The organism is Celeribacter marinus, from assembly GCF_001308265.1.
In the GTDB taxonomy this organism is placed as follows: domain Bacteria; phylum Pseudomonadota; class Alphaproteobacteria; order Rhodobacterales; family Rhodobacteraceae; genus Celeribacter; species Celeribacter marinus.
Window position 1 is genome coordinate 1,944,271 of sequence record NZ_CP012023.1, and the last position, 25,555, is coordinate 1,969,825.

Here is a 25,555-nt window from a genome sequence, read left to right on the forward strand (position 1 = left end):
ATTTAGGCGATCGGCGACATGAGCCTGCCGCGCTTGGCCGCAATATCAAGCCAGACTGCAAGGATGATGATGACCCAGGTCACGACGTACTGTACGGAGAAATCAAGCCCCACCAGCAAGAGACCATTTTGAATGAACCCGAGAATGAGTACGCCGATCACCGTCTTGAAGATTGTTCCCGAACCACCGAGTAGAGATGCACCTCCAAGAATGACGGCAGCGAGTACTTCAAGCTCTAGTCCTTGCCCTACTGTGTTTTGTGACCCCATGGAGCGACTGGCCTGGATGAGACCAGCTGTGGCCACGCACAGCGCGCTCATGATGTAGCACAGGAAAACCACGCGGGCCCGCCGAACGCCTGAGAAGGTCGCCGCCGTACCATTGCCGCCCACCGCGTAAACTTTTCGGCCAAACGGTGTCTTGGACAATATAATGCCCAGCAAAGCCGCCAGCGCGATGAACATCAGGATCGGCGTCTGAATTCCCATGATATTGCCTTGCCCGAAGATCGCAAACCAAGTGCCTTCTTTGTCGGCAATGTCCATATTCTTGCCGCCCGAATAGGTCAGCGTCAGTCCGTGAATGGCCGAAAGCATTCCCAGCGTCACAATCAATGAATTGAGCTTGAGGTAGCCAACAAGAAACCCGATGAAAGTCCCAAGGCAGAGAGTCATCGCGAACATGGCAGGGATCGCAAGGGTTGGTCCTATCTTGTCGTGAAGATCAAGGACCACAATGGTTGAGAACGACATCATCGACCCTACGGAGAGATCGAGGTTGCCGCTGATAACGACAAAGGTCACCCCCAACGCCATCACCCCCAAAATCGCCGAAGACCTGACTACGTTCTCGAAATTATCGAGGGTCAAGAATTTCGGGTTGGCAATTGTGAACCCAATTATGAAGAAAGCGAAGGCGATCAGAATGCCCTGTTTCTCTAGCAACTTTCCGATGTCCTGCTTTGTAAACTCAGCCATTGTTCCCTCCCTTGGGTCACTCTCGGCGGCCCTTAGTTCATTTCTTTTCAGCCTGCCGGACGGCCTCCCCGGCACATCAGATCAAACCAGTGTCATGCCGCCGTCAATCATTACGATCTGACCTGTCATGTAGTCGCTTTCCGGTGCTGCCAGAAAGGTGGTCGTTCCAATGATGTCTTGTGGCTTGGCAACGCGGCCACGCAAGATTTCAGATGAAAACTCTTCCATTGCCTGACCGGGACGTTCGGCTGCGCCGATGTCCATAAGGTCTCGATCGACCTGCTCCCACATCTCGGTGTCTACCACACCGGGGGCGAACCCTGTTACCGTGATATTATGTCTTGCTAAGTCGCGCGCGCCCGATTGGGTCAGCGCCACAACCGCAAATTTACTGGCACAGTAGGGTGCCACGTTATCAAAACCCTGACGGCTGGCAATTGAGGCGGTGTTGATTATCTTGCCGCCTCTGCCCTGCTTGATCATTTGGCGGGCCGCTTCCTGCATGCCAATCATACAGCCAAGCCCGTTGACCCCCATGATAAAATTCCAGTTGTCTTCGGTGACATCCATAAAGTTCATTGGCCGATTGACGCCTGCATTGTTGAACTTCACATCCAGCCTTCCGAACGACGCGACCGTATGGTTGATCATCGCGCGTACTTTGGCGCGGTCGGTCACATCGACCTGTGCATGTGTCACTTTGCTGTCGCCGTATGTCTTTCGGTTCGCGTCTGCGACCTTGGCAATCTTATCACCATTGATGTCGGCGAAACATACGCTTGCTCCTTCTTCCAGAAGCGCCTCAGCGATGGCGCGCCCAATACCTTGCGCGGCACCTGTAACAATGCACGACCGACCAGAGACTCGACCCATTTATCTTCTCCCATATATGAAATTAATTTTGGAATGCGAAAGGGCGTAAGGTGGGGGGGCATCCCCCCACCCAAAGTTAGAGCCTTAGAATACAGGCTTTGTGTAATCGCCCATATTGTCCTGAGTAATCTTTGGCGTATCGAAGTAGTTCAGGAACGGCAGCTCTTCGCCGTTGAGCAGATCAATCGCGGACTTCAGCGCGGCTTCTGCATCATCAACCGGCGACTGGTAGATCGAACCCCAATAGGTACCTGCGGCCATCGCTTCATATCCAACTGCGAAGTTTGTGGCGCCAACGAAAGTGATACCCTCGCGACCGGCGGCCACGGCTGCGTTCATTGCGCCAACACCCATGTTGTCGTCTCCGGAATAGACGCCGTCGATGTCGTCATACTTGACGAGGAAGGCTTCCATGACTTGCTGCGACTTTTCACGGTTCCAGTCACCAGGCTGCTCGTCGATCTGCTCAACGTTCGGGCAGACTTCGGGTAGACGGTCGTTGAAGCCCTTGGCGCGCTCGATGGCCGTCGTGTAGCCAGGCTGGCCAGTGATGTGTACAACCTTGGCTTCGTTCTCAATTCCCAATGCTTTAAAGCGATCACACATGATTTCGGCAGAGCGCGAGCCTTGGGTAATGTTATCTGGGCCAGAGAACGTCGCGACGAACGGGAAACCGGCTTCAGCGATATTCGAGTTGGTTACGACAACCGGAATGCTCGCCTGATGTGCCTTGCGGACAGCAGGGATAACTGCTTCGCCGTTTGTCGGCCAAATGATGATCGCGTCAACTTCTTGCTGAATGAGGTCTTCCATTTGTGCGATCTGGCGGGCAACGTCGCCACCAGCGTCCAAAACGACGACTTCAACATCATCGTTGGCTTCTGCCGCGGCGATGAAGGCCATTTCGTAAGTCGTTTGGTAGCTGTCGACCCCAACATTGTTCTGCGTGATGCCGATCGTCATGGTTTCAGCGGTAGCCATACCCGCAAAGGCCATCGCCGCTGTTGCCGTCGTGGCTACTAGAATTGAACGTAGTTTCATAGTGATCTCCTCCAAGAACTTTATAGACGTTTATGTCTTTTCCCCACCCTCCCGGTGGGAATCACCATCCGACGAGCCGGTGTGATCCTATACAGTCTTCACGAGAGACCGAAGTTTAACCTCCCCAATAATATCCATTTTGGATGTAGTAATGTCCAAAATGGATATTATTGGGGTACATTCTGCATCATTCCAGCGGCAACATAAGGTAGATCTCATGACGATTGCAAAATCATCCGAAATGAACAAGTCACGTGGCCGTCGCCACACTAAAAGGAAGGCAGCGATAGGGGGTATGAATAAGATGAGGGGGGATAATTTCAATCAACTTATTCCACCTCAGGCCAAGGTAGATCTGCTGAGCGTTCTATCGTTTATGGAAAAACTTGGTGATGAGTTGGAAAACGCGTCCGACCTGTTTGCATACACCCCAAACTTGCGCATTTCCATGCATTTGATCCGTGGGCATCTAGACGGACGGCTTGTCACAATGACATCGCTCATCGGGGCCAGTCGTGCGCCATACGCCACAGCCAGTCGCCGAATCAAAGACATGCAAGATATGGGCCTGATCGACAAACGCACGCGCACTGCAACAGGGAAAAGTTTTTCCTTGCACCCCAGCGTTCTCTTGTTGGACCAATGGACCCAACTAACACATCGCGTGCATCGCCTTGCGACCGCTCAATCTGTTGGCGCTGGGTCGACAGATGTATCTGACTACTACTTCGGAGGATCGTACCTAAACGCAAAATCGATCCCCCCAATGGAGGTTTTGGCCGAGCCGCTCAAGCTAGCAGGCGGTTTGCGCGTTCTGGTCCATGGTGACCCGACGTTCATGGTGATGGACAACCTCAAGCGGCAGTTTGAGCAGACCATCGGTACACAAATTCATCAACGCGCCTTTTCGATAGATCGACTGCGCGAAGAAACCATGCGCAATGCAAGCCGCAAGTCGAGCAACTACGATATCATCGCCGTTGATCTACCATGGGTCGGCGGATTCGCAGAACAGCACGTGTTGATGCCACTAGATGAAGCCATGGACATAGCCCGCGTTGACCCGGCGGACTTCCATACCGCTGGCTGGCAAGCGGCCCATTGGGGCGGTCGCGCCTACGGGATTCCTGCGCAAACAACGCCAGAACTTTTGTTCTACCGTAAAGATATGTTTGCCCAAGCGGGCCTTGAGCCACCCGCCACAGCCCAAGACTTGCTGACTGCTGCAAAGGCATTACACAATCCACAACGCGGTCTGCATGGCATTGCTTGGAACGCCGCGCGCGGAACAGCATTGGGTCACACCGTTCTTATGACCTTGGCGGATTTCGGGCAACCTATCCTTGATTTACCCCCGAATGCGGGTGGTTTTGATACGCAGCACCTTGCGAACCGTGATTACCGGTTCACAATCAATACGCCAGCGGGTTTGCAAGCGGCAGAATTTTTGAAAGAACTTCTGAAATATTCACCGCCTAATATCTTGTCGATGTCATGGTACGAACGCATACGCCCTTATGCTGCTGGGCGCATCGCAATGGCCTATGGCTACACGTTGCTGGCTCCGTATTTTGAGTTAGATGAGGCGTCCCCTGCAAAGGAGCAGACAGGGTACCTGCCGCATCCTGCGGGCCCAAACGGCGCGCCAATCGCACCTGTTGGCGGCTATGTTATGGGCATACCTGCAAATTTGCCAAAAGAACGCGTTAAAGCAGCGGTTGAGGCCTTGTTGGTCTTCACCTCGCCGGCGGCACAAAAGTTATATGTCCAGAACGGCAGTCGCACGAGCCCGCGCTATTCCGTAGGGTCGGACCCCGATGTGCGGCGCCTGTCGCCCATCTTCGAGGCGGTCGATGGCATGTCATGGCGAGACGAACTTCAGTTTTGGCCACGGCCACCAATCCCCGAAATCAACGAGATCATCCAAATCTGTGGGGAGGAATTTCATGACATGCTGCGCGGGATTATTACCCCGCAAGACGCATTGCGCCGCGCACAGGAGAGAGCCGACGCAACCCTTAAACCACCAACCACAGTCATGACGTCAGGAGGAGAAACCCATGGACCCCAACCGCCTCAAAGGTAAAAACATTCTCATCACCGGTGCTGCCCGCGGCATGGGTGAGGCCAACGCACGATCCTTTGCCGAACAGGGTGCAAACGTTTGTATCGGCGATCTGGACCTCGAGATGGCGAAAAACGTCGCCGACGAAATCAATACCGCAGGCAATGGCAAGGCGATTGCCGTCAAGATGGATGTCACCAAACGCGAAGACAATGCGGCCGCCGTTGCCGCCACTGTAGAAGCCTTTGGTTCGATTAACGTCGGCGTTTTCAATGCAGGTCTGAACAAGCCCCGTTTCTTCATGGATATTGATGAAGACAACTGGGACATGATCATGAACGTCAACACCAAGGCGATGTGGCTGGGAATGCAGGAAACCTCCCGCCAGATGATTGAACAGGGACCGATGGAAGGCCATCCATACAAGCTGATCAACGTGGGCTCTATCGCATCGCGCAAGCCGCTGATTGATGTGACAGTCTATTGCACATCGAAATATGGTTGTTTGGCGCTGACGCATTGTGGTGCACTTGGTCTGGCTGAGCACAATATCACTGTGAATGGCTACGCGCCCGGTGTGGTTGTGACGCCGCTTTGGGAGCAGCTGGATAAAGACCTTGTTGATATCGGCTTCAAGGAAAAAGAAGGCCAAGCCTACGACGATATCGTACGCGATGCGCTTCAGATTAAGCGCGTATCTTATCCCAAAGACATCATCGGCACCGCATCCTTCCTTGCGTCTGATGACAGCGATTACATGACCGGCCAAATGATCCACGTCGATGGCGGCTGGTGCATCCAGTAACGGGCCATTCCTTTCACTTTTAATTCAAATGGGGCCATCCGCCTCTGAGGAGACTTCCATGTCAGAACGTCCGGGCAATGCCCTTATGCCAAACCTGCTTACCCCGATGGACCTTGAGCCCAACTGGGAGTGGCGCGACAAGTTGCCAGCCCATGGACACATGTCCGTCGACTTTGAAAACCGGGTAAACCATGACCGCTTGCGTCGATATCGCCTTGCGCGCACGCGCCAGTCGTTGCGAAACTCGAATGCGGGCACGCTGTTGTTGTTCGATGTGAACAACATTCGCTACGTCTCGGCCACCAAGATCGGCGAATGGGAACGCGACAAGATGTGCCGTTTCTGTCTGCTGACAGGTGACGACAGCCCTTACGTCTGGGATTTCGGCTCAGCCGCTGAGCATCACAAGCGCCATTCTGACTGGCTAGAACCCAGCCACTGCCTTGCAGGTGTTGTCGGTATGCGCGGAACGATCCCGCCAGAATTCGGCTTAATGCAAAAATATGCCAAACAAATTGCCGGGTTGATCCGCGATGCTGGCATGGCCAATATGCCTGTTGGTGTGGATTACGCTGAAACAGCCATGTTCCACGCCCTCAAAGAAGAAGGCCTGAACGTGGTCGATGGCCAACAAATCATGCTGGCCGCACGCGAGATCAAGAACACGGATGAGATCCAGCTTTTGACCCAAGCAGCGGCCATGGTCGACGGCGTGTATCACATGATTTACGAAGAGCTGAAGCCAGGCATCCGCGAGAATGACATTGTCGCCCTGTCCAACAAGATGCTCTACGAGATGGGATCTGATGACGTCGAAGCGATCAACGCGATTTCTGGCGAACGTTGTAACCCCCATCCCCACAATTTTACTGACCGCCTTATTCGGCCTGGGGATCAAGCATTCTTCGATATTCTGCAATCATACCAAGGGTATCGCACCTGTTACTACCGCACGTTTAACGTCGGCCGCGCGACCCCGTCGCAAACCGATGCTTATACCAAGGCACGTGAATGGATCGATGCATCCATCGCCATGATCAAACCGGGCGTTTCCACCGACAAGGTGGCAGCGGTTTGGCCAACGGCACAGGAGCTTGGGTTCGCGAATGAAGATCAGGCCTTCGGTTTGCAATTCGGTCACGGCCTTGGTCTTGCATTGCACGAACGGCCCATCATTTCCCGTGCCGTCTCGATGGATCACCCAATGGAAATCAAAACCGGTATGGTCTTCGCACTGGAAACCTACTGCCCTGCAACTGATGGGTACTCTGCTGCGCGGATCGAGGAAGAAGTCGTCGTGACCGAAACAGGTTGCGAAGTCATCAGTCTGTTCCCCGCTGAAGAATTGCCGATCGCTAACCGCTACTGATCGGCGACAAAGCTCCTCCTTGCGTTTTCTCCCTGCGCAAGGAGGTGATAAGCCCATCATCGCCCAAGAGGACATCATGGCCAAAACAAAGACAAACACCGAAGATTACTTGCGCATGTACCGCCAGATGGTGCGCATCCGCTCCTTCGAGGATAACGCCAACCAGCTTTACCTTTCGGCTAAGATGCCAGGGTTAACCCATATGTATTCTGGTGAGGAAGCCATAGCCGTGGGCATCTGCGAAGCGCTCGAAGTGACGGACAAGATCACCTCAACGCACCGTGGCCACGGCCACTGTGTCGCTAAGGGTGCAAATTTCAAAGAAATGTTCTGCGAGCTTTTGGGCAAGGAAGAGGGCTATTGCCGTGGAAAGGGAGGGTCGATGCATATTGCGGATCAATCCAACGGCAACCTCGGAGCCAATGCGATTGTTGGCGGCTCTATGGGGATCGCGACGGGTTCAGCCTTTACCGCGAAATTGTTGGGAAAAGACGATGTAACCGTCTGTTTCTTTGGCGACGGGGCAACGGCACAGGGCCTGATGTACGAGGTCATGAATATGGCGGCGCTTTGGAACTTGCCCGTCATCTACGCTTGCGAGAACAACGGCTATTCCGAATACACCAAGACCGAAGAGATCGCCGCAGGTTCGATCATTGCGCGCGCCGAAGCCTTTGGCATTGAATCGCATCAAATCGACGGACAAGACGTTCTGGCCGTTAACGAAATGACCCAAAAGCTCGTTGCTCGTGCACGCAAGGGCGAAGGCCCGTTCTTTATGGAACTGATGACATACCGCTATCACGGCCATCACGTGGGCGACATCAACCGCGAATATTATCGCTCAAAGGAAGAAGAAAAGGAGTGGAAGGAAAACCGCGATCCGATCATTAAATTCCGTGGTTGGCTCATCGAACAAGGCATCGCGTCGGAAGACGAGATCGAAGCGATGAACGCCGAAATCAAGCAGGACGCCGAAGAGGCCGTCGCCTATGCCGAGGCCGCGCCTTACCCTGATGAAACCGAGGTCGATATGCACGTTTTTACAGACGTCAAACACGCTCTGGCCTGAGGAGAACGACATGCGAGAAATTACTCTGTCCCAAGCGGTCAACGAAGCATTGGCCGAAGAGATGCGCCGCGATGAAACCGTGTTTATTATCGGTGAAGATGTCGCCGAGGCAGGCACACCATTTAAAATTCTCAGCGGCCTTGTTGAAGAGTTCGGCACTGAGCGCGTGGTCGACACACCCATTTCTGAACCCGGCTTCATGGGCCTTGCTGTTGGTGCCGCGATGACGGGCACACGGCCAGTCGTGGATCTTATGTTCGGCGATTTTATCTATCTAATCATGGATCAGCTTTGCAATCAGGCCGCAAAGACGCATTACATGTCGGGCGGTAAGATGAGTGCGCCTTTGGTACTGCGAACCAATATGGGCGCAACCCGCCGCTCCGCCGCGCAGCACTCACAATCCCTGCATGCTTTGGTCGCACATATCCCCGGCCTCAAAGTGGCGATGCCATCGTCCGCCTATGAAGCTAAAGGCCTGATGAAAACTGCTATCCGTGATAACAACCCAGTCGTAATCTTCGAAGACAAGCTGATGTATAACGACAAGGCACCTGTCCCAGAGGGCGAATTCCTGATCCCCTTCGGAGAGGCTAACATCAAACGCGCGGGCAGCGATATCACCCTCATAGCAACATCCTCGATGGTGCAGGTCTGTGAAGCGGCCGCCGAGATTCTTGCGAAAGAAGGGATTGAGGCCGAAGTGATCGATCCGCGCACGATCGTGCCACTGGACGAAGAAACGCTCATTGCGTCAGCCAAGAAAACCAGTCGCGTGATCGTCGTGGATGAAGGCCACCAAAGCTATGGCATCACGGGCGAGATTGCTGGCCGGATCAATGAAAAGGCCTTCTACCATCTTGACGCGCCGGTCCTGCGCATGGGCGCGATGGATGTGCCCGTCCCCTTCTCGCCCGCGCTGGAAGATATCACCGTACCGACACCCGAGGCGGTGGCGGAAAACGCGCGCAAACTCATGTCGAGGGAGATGATCCATGCCTCATGAGGTAATCATGCCCGCCTTGGGCATGGCGCAAGACACCGGCAAGATCGTCAGTTGGCTCAAGTCCTCTGGCGATCCTGTCAAGGCGGGTGAAGCGCTATTCGAGGTGGAAACCGATAAAGCGGTGATGGAGGTGGAATCCCCCGCGGACGGCTACTTGACAGATGTGCAGGCCGAGGCAGGCGCGGACGTGCCCGTCGGTCAAGTCATCGCTCTTGTCTCCGCGACGGCCGAAGGTAGCGCCACTATCGCGAAGGCTTCCACAAATCCGGGCGGCGGTGATGAGACACTATTGCCCGAAGGCAAGGCCGTCATCATGCCAGCGCTTGGCATGGCGCAGGATACGGGTGTCATTGTTGCTTGGCACAAAGGGCTTGGCGATCCCGTAGCCGCAGGCGATATTCTGTTCGAAGTGGAAACCGATAAGGCAACCATGGAGGTTGAGGCAGGGGTCGATGGTTTCGTGGCAGCCTTGCTTGCACAAGAAACCGAAGCGGCACCGGTTGGCGATAGGATTGCTATTATCTCTGCTAAGGCGCCTGCCCATCCCGTACAGCGTAGCCTTTCAGATGGTGACTCTCTAAAATCGGCTGTAACACCCTATCTGGCGCCAAAGGCGAAAACAAAGCCTCAAAAAGTGCCCAAGATGCAAGCCATCAAATCTTCCAATGGACCTATCCTCGCCTCCCCCAAGGCGCGGCGGCTGGCGTTGGAACAAGAGCTGGATCTGAACCGTCTTGTAGAAGCTGGACATCCCCAGCCCTTCCATGTCGCCGATCTTGAAGTGCTAAGGACAATGCTCGCACAGACTGTGAAAACCCCTGCAACACCGTCGCGCCGCATGACGGCGGATTTGCCGACGGACGGATTCGCAGAATTTGCCCAATGGGCCGCAGAAAACGCAGGTATCAAAGACGCAAATGCCGTGCTAGCAGGCCTTGCTGCCGCAAGCCTTGGTCAAGAAATGGCAATCATCATAGTTGAAAGTTTCGGGCAAAGCCGCGCGTATGATGTGCCTGTCAGTGAGTTCAGTTCTATCATTGAGACAAAGGACGACGCCGCACCAGACCTCATCCTGCGTGATCTGCGCATGAGCCGTGTCAGCACTGTCAACCTAGGCGTGGAAAATGCACCTGTTCTCACGCTAACACAGGCGAATGGCGGGCTGTGCATCACGCTTGAGTGCGCCGGCCATCACTTGTCCGCCAACGCCGCCGTCAGCCTTTTATCAGAATTTGCAGGTCGCATGGAGCAACCGCTCCGCCAACTGCTTTAAGTCTTGGAGACACCCATGAAATATACCGAACTTTATATCAACGGCACATGGACAAAGGGAACCTCGGGTGAGCGTTTCGATGTCATCAACCCCGCCACCGAAGAGGTTCTTGCCTCTGTCGCCTCTGCTGATGTTACCGATGCAGATGCAGCACTGGATGCCGCCGAGGCCGCGATGAAGGACTGGGCCGCACGCACGCCCCGCGAGCGCTCTGAAGTGCTCCGCAAGGCCTGGGAGCTGATGACCGCAAAGCTTAATGAATTTGCCCATCTCATCACGCTGGAAAACGGCAAGGCCCGCTCCGATGCAGTCGGAGAGGCTACCTATGCTGCCGAATTTTTTCGCTGGTTCGCTGAAGAGGCCGTGCGTGCCGACGGGATGATTACCCATGCCCCTGCGTCGGGCGCCCGCATCATGGTACAGCACAAACCTGCGGGGCTTGCTGTGCTGGTCACGCCTTGGAACTACCCTGCTGCAATGGGCACGCGAAAGATCGCGCCGGCCTTGGCGGCTGGATGCGGTGTGATCATCAAACCCGCGTCGGAAACCCCGCTGACGATGCTGGCCTTGATGCCTTTGTTGGAAGAGGCTGGCGTACCCGCCGGGCTTGTCAATGTGCTGCCGTCGCGGCGAACTGGCGCTTTGGTCGATCATATCATGCATGACCCGCGCGTTCGTGTGGTTAGCTTTACCGGCTCAACAGGTGTTGGTCGAAAGCTGCTGAAAGGCGCCGCCGACCAAGTGTTGAAACCAGCTATGGAACTGGGCGGAAATGCCCCCGTTATCGTCTTCGAGGATGCCGACATGGATACGGCCATAGAGGGCACGATGTTGGCCAAGATGCGTAACCTTGGCGAAGCTTGTACGGCCGCAAACCGCATCTATGTGCATGAGAACATAGCCGAAGAGTTCACCCGCCGCCTGAGCGCCGAGATGTCCGAGCTCAAAGTGGGGGACGGAACAGACCCGAGTGTAGATGTCGGCCCGTTGGTCAATGCAGATACCCGCGACAAGGTGGCCGAATTCGTGGCAGACGCTGTAGCTAAGGGCGCCAAAGTCGAGTGTGGCGGCACCTTGCCGAACGGCAAAGGCTTTTACTATCCGCCGACAGTTCTGTCGAACGTGTCCGAGGATGCCGAATGCGTTCGCGACGAGATCTTCGGCCCTGTTGCGGCAATCCAGACTTTCAAAGATCAGGATAATGTCATCGCGCGGGCAAATGACACCGAATACGGCCTTGTTGCTTATGTCTTTTCCGAGGATTTCAAACGCGCGCTTCAGGTCTGTGAACAGCTGGAGTACGGCATGGTTGGCCTGAACCGTGGCCTTGTGTCGGACCCCGCAGCCCCCTTTGGTGGCGTAAAGCAATCCGGTTTGGGCCGCGAAGGCGGGCATGAAGGTATGCTTGAATTTATGGAAACCCAATACATTTCCGCCAGCTGGTAAGGAGGCACGTATGAGCGACATTATCGCACCACCTTCGGTTCGGGCCCTTGCGCGCCAGAAAGGCATCGACTTGGATAAACTGGCCAAGGATCTAGGCCGCACATCCATCGCGCGTGAAGACCTAGAGGGCGGGAAACCTACCACCGCGCCTGCCGGTAACACCTCCTATTGGGATGTGGATCACAGCCAGTTCGGCCCCGTTTCTGAGGAACCGATGAGCCGCTTTGCGCAGGTGGCCTCCGCCAACCTTGGGGCCGCCAATACCCTCATCCCGCAGGTCACACACCATGATCGCGCCGATGTTACGGCCATCGAGGCGATGCGCAAAGACCTGAAGCCCGAAGCGCAAGCTCGCGGCGTCAAACTGACTGCACTGGCGTTTCAGGCAAAAGCCCTCGCGCGTGCGCTGCGGGAGTTTCCACGGTTTAATGCATCGCTTTCGCCCGACGGAAAAACGCTGACGCTGAAGGACTACGTTCACATCGGCATTGCCGTTGACACAGCGCATGGCCTGATGGTTCCAGTGGTGCGCGACGTGGACCGCAAGGGCTTGTGGCAGATCGCGGCGGAAATCGCTGGCCTCGCGTCGCGCGCGCAAAACCGCAAGGTCGGCCCCGATGAAATGGGCGGCGCGTCGATGACGATCACCAATCTGGGCGGCATCGGCGGCATTGGATTCACGCCAATCGTCAACCCGCCCGAAGTCGCCATTCTCGGGCTCACGCGCACCGAAACTGTCACGGTCTGGGAGGGCGACACGCCGCGTCCCGTGCCGATGGTCCCACTGGATCTGAGTTATGATCACCGTGTCATCAACGGCGCAGATGCGGCACGCTTTGTGAGCTACCTTGCCGAGCTGATCGCCGATCCGCGCCGGATTATGGTCTGAGGGGGTACACATGTCTGACAACCACGCTGATCTTATCGTTCTGGGCGCAGGTCCAGGCGGTTATGCCTGCGCCTTTCGCGCGGCTGATTTGGGCCGCAACGTCGTTATGGTCGATCCACGCGCCACGCTTGGGGGCGTCTGCCTGAATGTTGGCTGCATTCCGTCCAAAGCACTTTTGCACGCCGCTGAAGTAATCCGCGAGGCCCGTCACGGAGAGGGATGGGGAATCTCAACTGGCAAAGTCTCTGTCAATCTGGACAAACTGCGCGCTAAAAAAGAAAGCATTGTCACGCAATTGACGACAGGCCTTGTCGGCCTTGCCAAGCGCCGTAAGATGCAGACCCTCCGTGGCACGGCTGTGTTTACGGGGGACAAAAGCCTCGATATCGACGGCGAGCCCTGGACATTTGATCAGGCCGTAATCGCTGTCGGCTCCGCACCTGTGCGCATGCCCGGCTGGCCAGAGGACGATCGCATCTGGGACTCCACCGATGCGCTTGAATTGCGTGATATCCCCAAGAGGCTTTCAATCGTGGGTGGCGGTATCATCGGGCTAGAAATGGCAACGGTCTACGCGGCTCTTGGCAGCAAGGTTACTGTAATCGAGTTCATGGACCAGATCGCCCCAGGCGCGGATGTTGATGCTGTGGCGATCCTGCGTACCGCACTCGAGGCAGAGGGCGTCACGATTCACACAAGTACGAAAGTTAGCGCTTTGAAGGCCACCAAGGCAACCCTAACGCTGACCTGTGAAGGTGGGTTCAAGGAGACCATTAAAGCGGATGTGGTGATTCAAGCCGTAGGCCGACGTTCGAACGGCTGCCTCGTTGATCCAAAGGCCGCGGGAGTCGAGATGGACGACCGAGGCATTATCCATGTGGATGCCACCTGCCGTACAAATGTCACCGATATTTTTGCCATCGGCGACGTCACCGGTAACCCGATGTTGGCGCACCGCGCCACCCATCAGGGTCATGTCGCAGCTGAAGTCGCCTCTGGCCATGCTGCGGCCCTGGACACCGATTTCATTCCCTCAGTCGTTTATACCGCGCCTGAGCTGGCTTGGGCTGGCCTGACAGCGGCTCAGGCAAAGGATAAAGGCGTTGCTTACAAAGTTGCCAGCTTTCCCTGGGCAGCGAGCGGGCGGAACCTGGCGTCGGGCGGAGGTGATGGGCTGACCAAGCTGGTCTATTGCCCCGAGAGCCAACGCTTGCTCGGCGCAACCCTTGTCGGCCGCAATGCAGGGGAGCTTTTGGCAGAATGCGTGTTGGCAATGGAAATGGGAGCAACACTCGAAGATGTGGCCCTGTCCGTGCATGCACACCCAACACTTTCGGAAACCGTGGGCTTTGCGGCGGAGCGTGCCCTCGGCACGCTAACAGATCTGTGACTTTGTCTGGCCCCTTTATCGACCTTGGCGGAAAAACAGCGCTGGTTACCGGAGCAAGCCGTGGCATCGGCCTTGCTATAGCCCGTGTGCTTGCCCAGTGCGGTGCGGAAGTCATCGGGGTCGGAACATCGATCGTCCAAAATGCCGATCACCTTAAAGCGCAGTTTGAAGGCCTCCAAGGGCTTTTCAAGCCTATGGATTGTGATCTGTCCGACCGCGATGCCATTGCGGCGCTGCTTGCAAAGATCGACGAAGATGGCATCTCTATCGACATCTTGGTTAACAATGCCGGCATCATCCGGCGCGAGGAGGCCACGCGCCACAGCACTGACGATTGGGACGCGGTCATGGCCGTCAATCTCGACGCTGTTTTTCTTCTAAGCCGCGAGCTGGGTTCTGAGATGCTGGAACGCGGCCACGGCAAAATCATCAACATTGCCTCGGTTCTGTCTTTTCAAGGGGGCATCCTCGTCCCCAGCTACGCCGCAGCAAAGGGTGCAGTTGTACAGCTGACGCGTGCGCTTGCCAATGAATGGGCATCGTCAGGCGTCAACGTAAACGCTGTAGCGCCGGGGTATGTTGCCACTGACAATACTACTGCTCTTCGACAAGACCCCCATCGCACAGCCGCGCTGATGGCGCGTGTTCCCGCGGACTGCTGGGGCGACGCGGAAGAGATCGCTTGGCCTGTGGCATTTTTGGCCAGTGATCTGTCCAATTTCATTCATGGTGCAATTCTTCCCGTCGATGGTGGCTGGCTGGCACGTTAATCTGAAGCGGGCGGGATGAACCAGAACCTCTACAAATTTCTCGCACCACTATCCCGTCAAATGCCCAATGGCCGCCATCATGATCCCCATATTAAAGGCGAACTCGTTGGCGCATCACGGCTTGAATAACTTTCCTTCGAGGAACATGCAGGATCCCTTGCAGAGCGGAACAAGATCCAGCAGATTGACTCCCCCTATCCACCCACCCAAACCGCAAACGCCCCACTCTCATCACTGACCCTGCGCTCAATCCGCGCTGCTCGCTCTGCGGCATCAATCGCATCAAGAACCCTCGCCTGCGCGGCATCAAAACTGGCGGCCTCAGCCGCGCTGTCGGTCCGATGGTTCAGCCCCGTGGTACTGTCATGCCAAACGAAGGCATCAAAGCCCACGAGACCGTCCTGCGTCGGATCCACCACCTCCCAAGTTTCCGCACCGCCCTCGCCAAACCGTACCCCGTTGATCACCCGCGCCGCGGCATGATCGCGGCGTAATTCAGCGTAACGGCCCCGATCGTGTTCACGCGCAGCCTCTAGCGTCTCGTGTAGATGCCCATCCGCCGTGCGGAACAGGTTCTCTTCGATATGATCCCCAAAATACATGATGGCCTCAGGCCGGTTGCGCAGATTATAGCACCACTCCAGCCAGCCTTGGGCTGTGTCATGGCCGGGTTCGCCGCTTTGCGCCGCCTCAACCTCAAGCTGATCCATCATGCCGAGCATCACCTGATACCCCTGCGCGTAATCAAACTCGGTCACACCGGCCTGCTCAAACACGCGTTCCAGCACAGCGTAGGCGCCGTCACACACGCCCATGTCTTTGAAGAACTGTAGGGAGGTTTTCATCCGACGGCTCCATATGCGCGGTTTGATCCTGACAACCACGTCACCGCGTGCCCACCCGTTTGAATGGCCTTGCCGCCAGCCCCACCCGTGGCGGTGATCACGGCGTCCTCAAGGGTGTCGCCGCCCTTGGCGCCCCACCCGCCCCCACCGGGGGATTCCACATCGTGGTAGCCGCCCGCAAAATCAGATGTGGTTTGGTAGATGCGGATCAGATCCTGGGATTGCGCACTCAGCGTGGTGTAGCCCCCGCCGTTTGCTCCGGCCTCACCTGGACCGCCGCCCCAGCCCCCGAAGTGAGCGTTTAATGCAAGCGCTTGCGTGTGATAGCGCCTGTCGATGTATAACGGGGTGGCATTGGCCGCGACCGTGACATCGCCCGTGACCATGTCCAAAAGACCTGCCCCCGTTCCCATACGCGAGACACCGGGCATGACCCGCCCTCCGGTTTGGCCTGAGACCGCTGATGTATAGGTGGGTGTACCACCGCCGCCGCTGCCCATGGACTGGACCTCCTATGTAAATGTGAGTGTGGATTTGACTGTTGCGGCTCAACGCCGCGCGGGCGGGTGTTTGAGGGATCACGCCTGCGCCGCGTGACTGTCCCTCCCGCACGGCCCGCACCGTCCTGCGACCTCCGCCTACGAGATGAGCCTGCCAGACAGAGACCGCAGGGCGATCTGGGTCTATGGGGGGATTAGATGCTAAAGCCTTTGCTCGCCGCAACATTGCCGCCGGCGCCCCCTGCGCCTGTGTGCTGTGCGTAATGCACGTTGAACGCCAGATGATTTGGATCTTGGGTCAGGTTCTGGGATCCCGGCTGACCCGGCGACGGTGGCGCTGGGGCCGTAACCACCGCTGGCACAAGGTTTGAGACGTAGCTTAATCCGCCGCCAAGCCCGCCGCCCGCACCGCCCCCGCCACAGGCCAGACCCGAGCTGCCCCCGCCACCACCGCCGCCGATATAACCCTGAGCGTTATCAATCGTGATGGGCGTGCTCAACGCAATCGCAGGGCCACCGGCTACGCCGTTTGTGCGCGTGCTGAAGATGTTGAACGCATGTGTGGTCGCATTTGACGCCCCCGCACCGCCTTTCCCCATAATGAAGCCCCGGTTGATCAGCGTCAGCCCGCCTGGATATGCGCCACCCGTGCGCAGGGCGGCCACCGCGACATCATCCGACCAGATGTAGACCCCGGATCCGATTGTCACTGTCACCGCTGCACTGCCGTTCCATCCGCGCGCCAAGGCCGCCGCATGCACATCCAGCTCTTGGATGTTGCTTGTGATGGTCCAGGCGAATGCATTGCTTTTGCCGCGCAGAGTACCAAGCCCGATGGCGCCACCAGCCACGCCGGCAAGGCCACGGACACCTGCGTCCCCAAGAGAGATCGTGGCGCCCGCCGAACGGCCAAGCTCGGTGTTCACTTGGCTCAGCGAGAGCGGTCCTGTCAGTGGAAGCGCCATGGGTCACAGACTCCCAAAGGCGGTGACATCGCCCAGTAGCGTCAGATTGCCAGAACCATCCAGTGTCATGACGTCGGTACCATTGTAGCGGAAGGTCAGGCTAGATCCTGCGGCATGGGCCGTAAACGCCCCCCAACGGGCGCCGACCTCAATGATCTCCTCGCTGCCGTCCGCGCGTTTGAGGAAGAGTTTGCCGTCGCGGGTGTTGATCGCCAGTTCTCCGAGATCCAGCTGGGCCGGCGTTGGCACCTTCGTCGCAATGGCAGATCGTTTCATACGGATTGTGCTGGCCATGGGGCCTCCTGGTGTTCAGCCTCATATGAGGCAAGATCAAAGCGGATCAGAACGTGCCGCCATCAAGTGCGATGCCAGTAATGCTGCCACCTGTGATGGCCACTGCATTGGCCGCTTGCACAGCCAGTGAGCCGAGACCGAGATTGCTGCGTGCTGTGCCCTTATTTGGCAGATCTGCCAGGTTTGATGCTGCAGCCAGCTTGCCGGCCAGCCCATTGGTCACGGTGCTGGCAAAACTGGGATCATCGCCCAAGGCCGCGGCCAATTCGTTCAAGGTGTTCAGCGCGCCGGGGGCCGCATCAATCAGGGCTGCGATAGCGGCCTGTACAAATGCTGTATTTGCGATCTGGGTTGTGTTGGTGCCGCTCGATGCCGTCGGCGCGCTCGGCGTGCCGGTCAAAACGGGTGAGGCGAGCCCGGCTTTCCCGTCAATCGCCGCCTGGAGACCACTGACTTGCGAGATCGCATGGCTGTGGGCCGCTGGCGCAAAGGTGGCGGGTTTGCCGGCAACACCTGCCCAAGGCACGCTGTCTGCCGCCTCAGCTGCATCAACCTTACCATCGTTGTCGCTGTCATAGGCAGACTTGAGCATATCGCCCGCGCCAAAGCCTGCCAGTGCCGTCTGCACAAATGCGGTCGTGGCCAGCTGGGTGGTATTGGTGCCACCAGTGGCCGTGGGCGCGGTAGGCGTGCCAGTCAGGTTTGGCGAGTTCACCGAGGCCTTCGCGCTCAACGCCGATTGCAACCCTGTGACATCTGCGATGGCGTGACTGTGGCTATCGGCAGCTTTGCCATCAAGAGCGACCTGCAGCCCGCTGACCTCCGAGATGGCATGACCGTGGGTGGTCGCCGCTTTGCCCGCCAGCCCCGCATCGAGCTGCGACTTGCGCACAAGATCGGTGCTGCCACTCGCATCTTGGCTCGACTTGGGCGCAACCGAGAAGGTCTTTGCGCCACCAATGGTCTGGCTGCCAACGCGGGCGACAAACCCGCCGGTGCCCGCCAGTGGCACAATGGCTGTGGCATTGCCGCTCCCGTCATCGTCCTTGCCGATATAGAGCGTATCGTCGACCTCATTGTGGGCGACCTCGCCGGATTTGAGCGCAGCGGGTGCTCCGGCATTGCCGGCCTGGCGGCGTTTGAACTGGATCGTATTGGCCATCAAAAGAAGCCTCCGTTAATTGGGGTATTGGTGGGCAGAACGGTGATACCGGATCGCCCTGATCGCCTTTGTCACCGGGGGGACCGGGTTTGCCCTCGGGGCCCGGCTGGCCGCCAAGGCGAATGCGTAACGGCCCAGTCACAACGCGAACCTTGATCGGTGCGGTGATTGTGATGGGGCCGGTTTGAGGCATGGCAGCACTCATGGAGCAAGCCCGCGCGTCACCGGCAGGATGACTGGCAGTTCCAGCAGGAAGCCGAGATGTAGATCAGGTGCGAGATCGGTCCGTACGAGATCAAGCAACACACCGTCCAGGGCGTCGAGCCGCGGTTTGGTCGGGGCGTAGCGCCAGTTCTAGCAGCCAGTGTCGCTGATCCGCAGGATCCCGAGATCAGCGCTGGTGAGTGTCGCCAAGACGTCTGCCGCATTTGGGCGCTCGCGGATTTGCCCTGCATAACTTGCACCCTCAGTACAAAGACCGGCTGCTTCCGCCTCAATCTGCAGCCGCCACGCATAGCCGATCAGCACGGCCGGGACCTTCTGTGACAGTTGTGGTTGTCATAGCCGCCACCCACACAGCCGCGCGCCCACCTCATTATGGGCCACGATTCTGGCCAAGCGTCACGTCACTCAAAACGTCCTGCCGCGATGGTCGAATAGGCTCGGCCCAGTCGCAATCCTCATACATGACAGCCGGATCAATCGCGCATCCAGCGGTCAGCGCGGCGCTCAAGATCAGTGCGGTCAGTGTTTTGCACGTCATGGCGGGTGTCCTTTGAGGTTTGCATGGATCTGACGCGCGCATCGGCGCGGCGCACGGCCAATTCGGCCTTGGCTGCTTGGCGGCCCTGGCGAAAGGCAACCCAGAGGGCAGCTAGGACAGCCAAAGCGATGGCGCCGTAAAGAACAGCCCGCCTGCCAAGGCCACTCAGGAGCGCACGGATGACTGTGATCATAGCGTGCGTCCTGTCCGGTGATCGTCAATGCGGGCGGAGCGCGCCTTTAGCGCATAAAAGATTACACCGACAAACATCACCATCCCGATCCAAGGCAGGGCCACGGCGAGCCACGCCTCCAGACCTGCGAGCGCAAAGATCCGCGATGCAGTATCGCGGGCCTGTTCGGCCTCACGCAAGGCCGGTGCGATCTGAGAGGTGATGGAGCCTGCAGCCCCCAGAACCCCGAGCCCGATTTGCGCATTCGCGGCCGTCACGATGCGGCTGTTCTCTGGCGCGCCTGATGCTCGTTCGGGTCCCACCGTTCGATGCGGCGCCACGGTCAAAGCCTCCTCTAACGCCACATCAATGATCGGAACCAGCGGCAGTGCCGCGTCATCGCGGAACGCGAGAATCGCTGCGCGCGTGCGTGGACCAATGATGCCGTCGATGCTGCCGACATCATGGTATCCGAGATCCTTCAAACGGGTCTGCACATCGCGGACGCTCATCTTGACGGCAGGCGCCACATGACCCGCGCGCCGCACACCCAAGAGCTTAGAGATGGGATAGCGTTTTACATTGACCGCATCGCTCTGATTGCCGCCTAAGCCCCAGACCCATGCACCTTCAATCCGGTCAATGAAGAACACATGACCCTGCCAGCTGGACGACCCCCGAGGTATGACCCCGATATCGCCAGGCTGCGCATCCGCAATATCGACCGGGATGCCCCAGTCCAGATAGGACCGCGCGGTCAGCTTGCGCGTCGAGCGCATGCCGGCCTTCTCCAAGCAATGTCCAACGAAGGCGGCGCACCACGCCACAGAGTCATGCTCCACCCAATCGTGACCGACCGAGGCGTACATCTCCATGACGACTGGGTTGTTTGCAGGGCCTAGGCCCTCAGTGGTGCCGATATACCCGCGGGCAATGTCAAAAGGTGTCATGATGCTCTCCCATGCAAATGGACAGCGCCGCCCCGAAGGGCAGCGCTGGATGTGTGTGGTCGTGGTTGTGTTCAGTTTTACGAGGCGCGGCTTACTTCTTGCGGCAAAGCCAGGCCGTCATCAGCGCCTCCGCCCCGCGCGGTCCCAGATAGGCAAGCGTGGCCACAAGACCTGTGCGCACCGGCTGGCCAAGATCAAAGTGGCTTGCAACCGCCTCGCCGATGATCGCCATACCGATGGCCACAGGGATTTCCCACAACAGCTCCTTGCCAAAAAACCGCCGCCGGCCAAGTTTTACCTCACCTGAGTGATACATCAGCCGTCCCGTAAAGGCGCCGATCAGCGTGGTCATCGCCCCCCCAAACAGGCTGTTCAACGTGTCTAAAAAGCCCGGCTCGGTCATGGGCGCCTCCCTTACTGGTTCAGTCACGCAAGACCCTTGCGTGGGATTTATTATGGTCTATATTTGGTGCTGTATTTCGCACTATTTGGAGGCTGTCATGCAGCGTGTTGAAGCCAATGTCGCCGTCAGCGTGTCCGATCTTAAAAAGAACCCCTCGCAGGTTATGGCGCAGGCGGCAGGCCAATCTGTTGCCGTGCTGAACCACAACCGCGTCATGGCCTACATGGTGCCTGCCGCCCGCTACGAGGCCATGATGGAGCATCTTGACGATTTGGAGCTGGCCGATCTGATCAAGCAGCGTGTGGACGAGACACCGGTGCGGGTCAGCTTGGATGAGCTATGATCTGCAATTTTTGCCGTCAGCCCTAAAGGAATGGCATAAACTCGGTGCAACGCTGCAATCGCAATTCAAAAAGAAGCTCAAAGAGCGACTTGCGCAGCCCCATGTTGTGGCCGACGGCCTGCACGGCATGCCAAGCCACTACAAAATCAAACTTCGCAGCGCAGGTTACCGCCTTGTCTACCGCATTGAAGATACCACTGTCACAGTAACGGTGGTGGCTGTGGGCAAGCGCGAGCGTGGTGCTGTTTATAAGGCCGCGCAAAAACGCGTTGATCCTTAGTATTCCCCACCATCAAGCAGCGGCTCAAAGGCGGCATCGGCCAGATTGCGCAGCTTGAGCGTCGGCGGTGTGGTGCTGGTATCCAGCCACAGCATGCCCGGCGCGGTGGCCGCAGGCTCATCAACTCCGCTGCTTGTTGAGCGCAGGGCGGCGACAATCTGGTTGATCTGGGCGCGCACGGCCGCCCCGTTGTCGTTGATGATCACAAAACTGGGTGTTTGAGACACTAGGCCACCTCATCCGCTATCAGCCGCAATTCCGAGACGATCGGCGTAAAGGCCGGATCACTGGTCCTAAGCCAGGCGCGTGCCTCAACCGCGTGCGCCTCGATTTCACTGTTGTCGATCCGCCCCCAGGGTCCCCAGACGGGGTTTGCATCCGCTGGATCATCATCGGTTTCCCGGACCTCGAGTACCACATCGATGTCGGCGCCCTCGGAGCCATCAAAGTCGGCCCAAACATCAATGGACGTCATGCGGTCATCGATGTAATCCGACAGCGCCGAGGCCCCGACCAGAATATCCGAGCGCAGCCGCACACGCTTGAGCGCCCCAAAATCAAGGCGATCGCCAAAGGCATAGAGCCCCTCAAGGGCCGCAACTTCAGGCCGGCCGCTTGCATCAGGCGCGCTCACAAGCTTCAAGGTTCCGCTAACCGTTTCAAGATTGGTCTTTGTCCCGGCAAAAGCCGGCTCTGCCGCCAGCGTATTGAGCTGCGCAAAGCTCAGGATTTGCACCCCCTTGGTGCTCACCGTGCTGACAGGACCAATCCGGCCCTCGCTGTCTTCGGCGCGTAGAAGATAGGTCCCGGGTTTGAGCGGCACGACCGCAATCGCCTCACCGCCTGAGACACGGTCCATCAGCGTGGAGTTCGCCCAGGTGGCCGCCATTTCCTTGCTGTGGCGGATAATGACATTACCGCCCACGCGCACATCCACATCAATGGATCGCTGCCATTTCAGCACGGCGAGTCCGCCCGCGGATTGGATCGTCAGTCCGGTCAGGGCAGCCGGTGGCGCTGTCAGTCCCACGATCTCCAAAGCCCCTTCACGCCAGCTTGAGGAGACCCCGAGCACCGAGATCGCCTTGATCCGCACGTCCCATTGGCCCGGCTGGATGTCGCGCAACTCCATCCTCGTGCCGGATGTTCGACCCCGGTCCAGCCAGTCACCTCCATCCCCTCCATTCCTACGCGTCTCCACTTGATAAGTGTCCACGAACCCCGAGGCTGCTGCCTCCCAGGCGATCCGCGCCAGGACTTTCACCGCCGAGCCGTCGCGTGTGACGTAAAGCTGTTCCGTGATCTGCGGCGCACCCGGTGGGGCGATATCAAAGGCCGTGGGCAGCGCTGTGCGTGGGGCTGCCGCATAAATCTGTTCTTCCGAAGCATCCCAGTCGTAAATGAGGGGAGAGGTTTCTCGCAAGAGGAGGTCTGGCGCCAGACGCGGGCCCGGTCCAACTTGGCTGAGATCCAGCCGCACCGCTTCAACGTCAAAGGGCTTGCCCTCGGGCAGAGCCGCGCCGCCAAACCCCCAACGGGCGTAGTGCACATATGTTGTTTCTCCAGCCGCCACGCGCCAGGCCTTCAGTTTGCCCGCCACCTTGAGGCTCATTTGGCGCCGTGCGCGCTCTAGCTCAATTTTCGCCAACCGCTGCGCCATGGAGGCGGAGATCGTGAACGGCAGCGAGATATCCCGCCAGACCCGCTCTCCATTGTCCTCCAACCGGTAGGCCTCACTGGCATAGGCCGGGAAGTCATCCGGCTGCCAGCTGTTGTCAGGGCTCACGAACTGGCCCCGCACCGCATTAAAATTCGACGCGCGGCTTTGCCGTGTGGTCAGCGTCATGCCACCATCGCGGACATCATCGGCGCTGATCGTCGTTTCTGGCACCCGGTAAGCCCCCGCCCGCATGCGCCATTGGCCCGCTTGCCAGATGCAGCGGCCTGCCATGGCGGTGAGCATCGCCTCGATAATAGTCTTGGGCGTCTCCGAAAGCGAGACCACACCATTGCAGGTATAACGCCGCTCGGTCCCACCGGTGGCCAATGGCACAGCCTCGTCACAAATATTCGCCGCCTCAATAAGACTGTCGGTCTCGATCCCGTCCGCACCGCCGATCACGGCCCCGATGCCATAGGTTGCATGGGCCATGTAATCGGCCACACAGAGGGCCGCATTGTCGGTGTAACCCTCCTGACCCGTCCGAGGATCAAAGATATCAGCCTTGCCCTCGAGATCCACGGTGATGTTGGGAATGCCGCCCGGAAAGGCATCTGCATCATAGGTGAGCCGCAGATAGATTGCCGCACAGCCTGCAAGCCGGTGAGCATCCGTCCAATGCTCCGGCGCCGCCGCAATGAGCCCCGCAAAGGCGGATTGATCCTCAGTCCCGAGGCGGGTTTCCACGGCAGCCTTGCCCGCCCATCGGCCCAGGGCCGCCCCTGACACATCAACGGCCTCTTCGCCCTCAAAATAGATCGCCCCGATGGATTTGATGCGGTGCGCGGCCAGCACCACAACCAGATGCAGGTCTTTGTCCTTTGCTCCTGTGGAATGGAGGAACACGATCACGCCGCCTTTGCGCGTGCGGCCATAGACCAGTTCGCGGGGCATCACCGGCTCGCGCACTGTCACCGTGCGGGCCTTCATTTCCATCTGGCCAAGGCTGGGCGTGGGCATCAAGGCTTGGGCTGCCGCTGATAAGAGCATCGACGCCCCGAACTGGGCGGCAAAGCCGACCAGACCCGTGGCGGCAAAAGCCGCGGCAACACCGCCTGCCGCAATGGCAGCGCCCCCGAGGGCGACAGCACCTAAAACCACGGGTGGCATAGATCATGTCCTCCAGGCGAGACGGCAGGTTGCAATAGACAGGCGCACCAGACCTTCAGGTGCTACAAAAGCGGCCTTGGCGCCGATGACGACCCCAAAGGCTTCAGGCGCACCGCCCAGGATCAAAGCGCCACGCTGCGCGAGGCGTGCATTTTCAAGCGGTTCACCCAACAAAGCGCGCCCGCCGTCTTCAAGGCTTGTCCAGCCAAGGCGGTGCAGCACCCGTCCGCAGCCGACCCGTGTGCGATACCGCCCCCGCCAGAGTGCCGCATGATCCGGGCCGTCCGTCAGATCGCGGTGCAGATCAAAGGCCCAGGTGGCGCAGTCGTGCTCGCCCCAGACGAAGGGACGTGCCTGAGCGTTCGTTAACGAAGCAGCAAGGATCTGTTCCCAATGTTTATGCCTCACAATATGCAGCCTTTCGTCTTTCAGGTGGACGCTGTGATATTGACTGATACCGATATGTGTATTATATTACACACATGATTGAAGTTCGCCAAACCGAGACATTCGCAAAATGGCGCGCAGGCCTAAAAGACATCCGTGCTGCGGCACGGATTGATGTGCGGATCCGCCGATTGAGCTTGGGACACTTTGGCGACGCCAAAACCGTTGGCGGGCGCGTCAGCGAGTTGCGCATTGATTATGGACCTGGATACAGGATCTATTTTACCCGTATCGGGGATCAGATCGTCGTTCTGCTATGCGCTGGCAGTAAAGCACGGCAAAATGCCGATATTCGGCGCGCACAACACATCGTAAAGGAGCTCGACGATGACACTTAAAACCACGGCTTGGGATCCGGTTGATCGACTGGACAATCTGGACGCACAAGACGCTTATCTGGAAGCCGCATTTGAGGATGGAGATCCAGATGTCATTGTCGCTGCAATAGGCGACATTGCGCGTGCACGCGGCATGAGCGAGATCGCGGCAAAAGCCAATGTCAGCCGAGAAGTGATGTACAAATCGTTTCGAACAGGCGGCAATCCGACGCTCAACACTTTGTCCCATGTTGCTAAATCCCTCGGGTACAAGCTGGCAGTGCTCCCCGACCGGGACTGAACGCGCT

28 protein-coding genes are annotated in these 25,555 nt (G+C 58.0%); 14 read left to right on the top strand and 14 right to left on the bottom strand.

What is annotated here, in order from left to right; translation table 11 throughout:
• Positions 1–2: 2 nt before the first annotated feature.
• The 3 genes from IMCC12053_RS09685 to IMCC12053_RS09695 all read right to left on the bottom strand — a co-directional run bounded on the left by IMCC12053_RS09685 (position 3) and on the right by IMCC12053_RS09695 (position 2,891).
• On the bottom strand, positions 3–977 hold the full coding sequence (locus IMCC12053_RS09685) for an ABC transporter permease (protein WP_062218536.1): 975 nt from the start codon (positions 975–977) through the stop codon (positions 3–5).
• 81 nt (positions 978–1,058) lie between these two features.
• A complete protein-coding gene (locus IMCC12053_RS09690; protein WP_062218538.1) occupies positions 1,059–1,850 on the bottom strand; it encodes an SDR family oxidoreductase in 792 nt (263 codons plus the stop codon).
• 84 nt (positions 1,851–1,934) lie between these two features.
• Positions 1,935–2,891, bottom strand: coding sequence for a sugar ABC transporter substrate-binding protein (locus tag IMCC12053_RS09695; protein WP_062218540.1), 957 nt, complete (start codon positions 2,889–2,891; stop codon positions 1,935–1,937).
• Positions 2,892–3,186: 295 nt separating this feature from the next.
• Here IMCC12053_RS09695 and IMCC12053_RS09700 point away from each other — a divergent pair, with 295 nt between their 5' ends.
• From IMCC12053_RS09700 to IMCC12053_RS09745, 10 genes are all read left to right on the top strand, one after another.
• Positions 3,187–4,977, top strand: coding sequence for an ABC transporter substrate-binding protein (locus IMCC12053_RS09700; RefSeq protein WP_074906480.1), 1,791 nt, complete (start codon positions 3,187–3,189; stop codon positions 4,975–4,977).
• On the top strand, positions 4,952–5,761 hold the full coding sequence (locus tag IMCC12053_RS09705) for an SDR family NAD(P)-dependent oxidoreductase (protein ID WP_062218542.1): 810 nt from the start codon (positions 4,952–4,954) through the stop codon (positions 5,759–5,761). The genes IMCC12053_RS09700 and IMCC12053_RS09705 overlap by 26 nt, the downstream gene beginning before the upstream one ends.
• 58 nt (positions 5,762–5,819) lie before the next feature.
• Complete coding sequence (locus IMCC12053_RS09710) at positions 5,820–7,130, top strand: M24 family metallopeptidase (protein WP_062218543.1); 1,311 nt, start codon at positions 5,820–5,822, stop codon at positions 7,128–7,130.
• A 76-nt stretch (positions 7,131–7,206) separates the two neighbouring features.
• Complete coding sequence (locus IMCC12053_RS09715) at positions 7,207–8,202, top strand: thiamine pyrophosphate-dependent dehydrogenase E1 component subunit alpha (RefSeq protein ID WP_062218544.1); 996 nt, start codon at positions 7,207–7,209, stop codon at positions 8,200–8,202.
• 10 nt (positions 8,203–8,212) lie between these two features.
• Entirely contained in the window at positions 8,213–9,208 is a 996-nt protein-coding gene (locus IMCC12053_RS09720; protein ID WP_062218545.1) for an alpha-ketoacid dehydrogenase subunit beta, read from the top strand.
• Positions 9,198–10,481, top strand: a complete 1,284-nt coding sequence (locus IMCC12053_RS09725; protein WP_062218546.1) for a biotin/lipoyl-containing protein — start codon at positions 9,198–9,200, stop codon at positions 10,479–10,481. Before IMCC12053_RS09720 ends, IMCC12053_RS09725 begins: the two co-directional genes overlap by 11 nt.
• A gap of 15 nt (positions 10,482–10,496) precedes the next feature.
• Positions 10,497–11,927 (top strand): NAD-dependent succinate-semialdehyde dehydrogenase, encoded by a 1,431-nt coding sequence (locus tag IMCC12053_RS09730; RefSeq protein ID WP_062218547.1) that lies wholly within the window; start codon positions 10,497–10,499, stop codon positions 11,925–11,927.
• Positions 11,928–11,937: 10 nt separating this feature from the next.
• Positions 11,938–12,816 (top strand): 2-oxo acid dehydrogenase subunit E2, encoded by an 879-nt coding sequence (locus IMCC12053_RS09735; protein ID WP_062218549.1) that lies wholly within the window; start codon positions 11,938–11,940, stop codon positions 12,814–12,816.
• Positions 12,817–12,826: 10 nt separating this feature from the next.
• Positions 12,827–14,206: a dihydrolipoyl dehydrogenase gene (lpdA, locus tag IMCC12053_RS09740; protein WP_062218551.1), complete on the top strand. Its 1,380-nt coding sequence runs from the start codon at positions 12,827–12,829 to the stop codon at positions 14,204–14,206.
• A 2-nt stretch (positions 14,207–14,208) separates the two neighbouring features.
• Positions 14,209–14,976: an SDR family oxidoreductase gene (locus IMCC12053_RS09745; protein WP_205623916.1), complete on the top strand. Its 768-nt coding sequence runs from the start codon at positions 14,209–14,211 to the stop codon at positions 14,974–14,976.
• Between the two features lie 194 nt (positions 14,977–15,170).
• Here the strand turns inward: IMCC12053_RS09745 and IMCC12053_RS09750 are convergent, their stop codons facing one another.
• The 8 genes from IMCC12053_RS09750 to IMCC12053_RS09785 form a co-directional block, all read right to left on the bottom strand.
• Complete coding sequence (locus IMCC12053_RS09750; protein WP_062218556.1) at positions 15,171–15,821, bottom strand: hypothetical protein; 651 nt, start codon at positions 15,819–15,821, stop codon at positions 15,171–15,173.
• Entirely contained in the window at positions 15,818–16,321 is a 504-nt protein-coding gene (locus IMCC12053_RS09755; protein WP_062218558.1) for a hypothetical protein, read from the bottom strand. The genes IMCC12053_RS09750 and IMCC12053_RS09755 overlap by 4 nt, the downstream gene beginning before the upstream one ends.
• Before the next feature lie 194 nt (positions 16,322–16,515).
• Positions 16,516–17,286, bottom strand: coding sequence for a hypothetical protein (locus tag IMCC12053_RS16005; protein ID WP_062218560.1), 771 nt, complete (start codon positions 17,284–17,286; stop codon positions 16,516–16,518).
• A gap of 3 nt (positions 17,287–17,289) precedes the next feature.
• Positions 17,290–17,580, bottom strand: a complete 291-nt coding sequence (locus IMCC12053_RS09765; protein ID WP_062218562.1) for a hypothetical protein — start codon at positions 17,578–17,580, stop codon at positions 17,290–17,292.
• A gap of 46 nt (positions 17,581–17,626) precedes the next feature.
• On the bottom strand, positions 17,627–18,742 hold the full coding sequence (locus tag IMCC12053_RS09770; RefSeq protein WP_062218564.1) for a phage tail fiber repeat family protein: 1,116 nt from the start codon (positions 18,740–18,742) through the stop codon (positions 17,627–17,629).
• Positions 18,743–19,440: 698 nt separating this feature from the next.
• On the bottom strand, positions 19,441–19,698 hold the full coding sequence (locus tag IMCC12053_RS09775; protein ID WP_062218566.1) for a hypothetical protein: 258 nt from the start codon (positions 19,696–19,698) through the stop codon (positions 19,441–19,443).
• Positions 19,695–20,627 (bottom strand): C40 family peptidase, encoded by a 933-nt coding sequence (locus IMCC12053_RS09780; protein ID WP_062218568.1) that lies wholly within the window; start codon positions 20,625–20,627, stop codon positions 19,695–19,697. Before IMCC12053_RS09780 ends, IMCC12053_RS09775 begins: the two co-directional genes overlap by 4 nt.
• A gap of 91 nt (positions 20,628–20,718) precedes the next feature.
• Positions 20,719–21,030 carry a phage holin family protein gene (locus IMCC12053_RS09785; protein ID WP_062218570.1) on the bottom strand — a complete coding sequence of 104 codons (312 nt, stop codon included), beginning with the start codon at positions 21,028–21,030 and terminating at the stop codon, positions 20,719–20,721.
• A gap of 97 nt (positions 21,031–21,127) precedes the next feature.
• Here IMCC12053_RS09785 and IMCC12053_RS09790 point away from each other — a divergent pair, with 97 nt between their 5' ends.
• Both IMCC12053_RS09790 and IMCC12053_RS09795 read left to right on the top strand, forming a co-directional pair.
• Positions 21,128–21,373, top strand: coding sequence for a type II toxin-antitoxin system Phd/YefM family antitoxin (locus IMCC12053_RS09790; RefSeq protein WP_062218572.1), 246 nt, complete (start codon positions 21,128–21,130; stop codon positions 21,371–21,373).
• Complete coding sequence (locus IMCC12053_RS09795; RefSeq protein WP_062218575.1) at positions 21,363–21,653, top strand: type II toxin-antitoxin system RelE family toxin; 291 nt, start codon at positions 21,363–21,365, stop codon at positions 21,651–21,653. Before IMCC12053_RS09790 ends, IMCC12053_RS09795 begins: the two co-directional genes overlap by 11 nt.
• Here IMCC12053_RS09795 and IMCC12053_RS09800 read toward each other — a convergent pair.
• Genes IMCC12053_RS09800 through IMCC12053_RS09810 form a run of 3 tightly spaced genes read right to left on the bottom strand, consistent with a single transcriptional unit; the run spans position 21,650 to position 24,891 of the window.
• On the bottom strand, positions 21,650–21,880 hold the full coding sequence (locus IMCC12053_RS09800) for a hypothetical protein (protein WP_062218577.1): 231 nt from the start codon (positions 21,878–21,880) through the stop codon (positions 21,650–21,652). The genes IMCC12053_RS09795 and IMCC12053_RS09800 overlap by 4 nt on opposite strands.
• The gene (locus IMCC12053_RS09805) at positions 21,880–24,483 is read right to left on the bottom strand and encodes a TipJ family phage tail tip protein (protein WP_062218579.1); all 2,604 of its coding nucleotides are present in this window, start codon (positions 24,481–24,483) and stop codon (positions 21,880–21,882) included. Before IMCC12053_RS09805 ends, IMCC12053_RS09800 begins: the two co-directional genes overlap by 1 nt.
• Positions 24,484–24,486: 3 nt before the next feature.
• Complete coding sequence (locus IMCC12053_RS09810; protein WP_062218581.1) at positions 24,487–24,891, bottom strand: DUF6950 family protein; 405 nt, start codon at positions 24,889–24,891, stop codon at positions 24,487–24,489.
• A 56-nt stretch (positions 24,892–24,947) separates the two neighbouring features.
• Between IMCC12053_RS09810 and IMCC12053_RS09815 the strand changes: the two genes are divergently transcribed.
• On the top strand, positions 24,948–25,268 hold the full coding sequence (locus IMCC12053_RS09815) for a type II toxin-antitoxin system RelE/ParE family toxin (RefSeq protein WP_236852406.1): 321 nt from the start codon (positions 24,948–24,950) through the stop codon (positions 25,266–25,268).
• Complete coding sequence (locus IMCC12053_RS09820; protein WP_062218585.1) at positions 25,258–25,548, top strand: addiction module antidote protein; 291 nt, start codon at positions 25,258–25,260, stop codon at positions 25,546–25,548. The genes IMCC12053_RS09815 and IMCC12053_RS09820 overlap by 11 nt, the downstream gene beginning before the upstream one ends.
• The last annotated feature ends 7 nt before the right edge of the window (positions 25,549–25,555 follow it).